The 2,201-nt window shown below is 28.4% G+C and carries 3 protein-coding genes and 1 pseudogene; all 4 read right to left on the reverse strand.

All coding sequences use genetic code 11. The annotated features are described in order from the left end of the window. Positions 1–714 (reverse strand): hypothetical protein (locus Q0F58_RS19075; protein ID WP_294379606.1); only part of this gene is annotated, 714 nt, incomplete at its 3' end. 372 nt (positions 715–1,086) lie between these two features. After that, complete coding sequence (locus tag Q0F58_RS19080) at positions 1,087–1,269, reverse strand: hypothetical protein (protein WP_294379608.1); 183 nt, start codon at positions 1,267–1,269, stop codon at positions 1,087–1,089. 206 nt (positions 1,270–1,475) lie between these two features. After that, a complete protein-coding gene (locus Q0F58_RS19085; protein WP_294379609.1) occupies positions 1,476–1,769 on the reverse strand; it encodes an HIRAN domain-containing protein in 294 nt (97 codons plus the stop codon). Positions 1,770–1,813: 44 nt separating this feature from the next. Beyond that, a pseudogene (locus Q0F58_RS19740) lies at positions 1,814–2,098 on the reverse strand (DUF2752 domain-containing protein); the annotation flags it as partial. Between the last annotated feature and the right edge of the window lie 103 nt (positions 2,099–2,201).

Raw genomic sequence — 2,201 nt, forward strand, 5'->3', positions numbered from 1 at the left:
CGTTCTATTTAATGAATTTGAATACTCTTGCAATGCCTCATTATATTTACGTTTATTACGCATGTGTAATTCATTGCTAAAAAAATATAAATTTGTTAATTCATCATATATGTATCCATTTAAATAAAGTAAAAATCTAGCAAATTCTCTATCATCTAAATCAAATTCATACATGAATTCATCAATTGACCATACCTTCTTTTCACAAATAAACTGGTTAACATATTCATTATCTACAGGTGGAAAAACTCCATCTGGTATATGTAAAAATTTATTGTTTATATAAGATGTAACTGATTTCCCTAATTTAAAAAATTCAACCATTGTCACAATAAAATCTATTTTAGTATACACGCCATTAATAACAGCAATCAAAAGATTCCAAAAGCTTTCAATTCCACAAGCTCCAACTCCATCAGGTTTATACCATATAATTGAAGTTAAATTAAACTGATTTAAATACTCTTCAATTGTGCATTGTTCAACAGGCACAATCCATTTTACGATGCCATCTTTAACAATATATTTAACAGCTAAATAAACATTTTCTCCTCGTGTATAATGACATAGATGATTTTCTTTATCCATATAAACATCCAAAGGATTCAATTCTAGTTCATTTAATAAATCTGCTAAAGTTGTTGTTTCACCATATTCAAAAATAAAATTTTGCAACTCTTCTTCACAACCTTTATACACTACCTCTATTTTCACATTATCATCCTCATTTCCATAATATTTTTAACTGATACATATCATACACTTATTTAATTTGCATTAAAAAATTAAGCTTATCTATTTTAACACTATCCATTAACCTATACATTTCGACCCGATTCGTTCTATAATTTTTTTCAAAGATACAAAGGACGTTCTATCGTTCGTTTTGTTAAAACGATTTTTAATGCTATTTCACCAAAAGTGTACAAAGAGTTCTCTATGTAATAAAGAAATCACTTTTTTCTCTGTTTTATTTATACCGACACTTTATGCATTATCCTATTATTCAACCATCTAACTCAATAACAGTAAATATAGATATGAGAAAATTATTAGTGCTGATACTTTTAATTTTATAAAAGTACATTATAAATTTGCGATTTCTTCAATCATATACAAAGGAATATTGACTAACCAATCTTCTTGTTTATAGTCCTCCATTAAAGTACGTGCGCGGGGATCTGGCTTAAACTTTTCATAATACATTTTTAAACTCTTGGCTTTGCTTCTATTGGAACAATCAAATCTTATGTATCTACCACAAATCAATTTTACAAGACACCCAATCATTTGTATAGTAATAAACTTATAATCCTGCAACGTTTTTAATTTTTGGCAAACAAATTGCCCGGTTAACGCTCCTTTAAATTCAACAAATAAATGATTGCCATCAATCAATGTTTATTGATTGAGTCCAGCCATACATCCAAGTAAACCCAGTTTGTACTTATACATGAATTAGACGAAGGAAACATTTATTCAATAAGTTCACAAATGACTCCTTTGTCTAATTTGAATTTAACTTTACCACTCGCTTCTTCACTTATCTTATCATACAGTTTTTCTGCACTATAGCTTTCTCCAAGTACTGTATAAGGACTATTGGCTACATAACCAATCTTTCCTAGTCCTGGAAGGTTTACACTAATGGCTTCTTTATCATATTCATTGTCTTTTTCTTTCTTTAAATAAACAATCATTTCTTTTTCTAGAAATGAATCTCCATAATAATGATGTAATCCTGTAACTGTAAAATAAATGTTTGACATGAGTATGTCCTCCTTTTAATTTTAAGTTACAACATTAATTGACATTATGAATGTCTAAATAGTAAATAAATTAAATTATTTTTTGAATAGATCATTGGACTATTCGGAAAATAAAGAATCATACGATAAATGTAATATACAATCATGAGTGTACACCATAGAATTAATATCCTTTTTCTTTTTTCAGGCTTTAACAAACATAAAACACCACATATTAGTGTTGGTACTAATAGAGCATGGTAATAAAGAGATAATTGAATATTTCCTTTAAGAAGATGATACAGGCTTGTTTTCATGTTGCATCCTGGACATGGCAATCCTGTAATGAATTGAAAGGGGCATTTATAGAATAATAAAAGTAAGCGTCAAATAGAGCCCATATTAAAATAACGATCTCTTTGTGAAATAATAGAGCCGCAAGGAGGTCGTATT

It is taken from the genome of uncultured Clostridium sp. (genome assembly GCF_934754915.1).
Taxonomy (GTDB): Bacteria; Bacillota; Clostridia; order Clostridiales; family Clostridiaceae; genus Clostridium.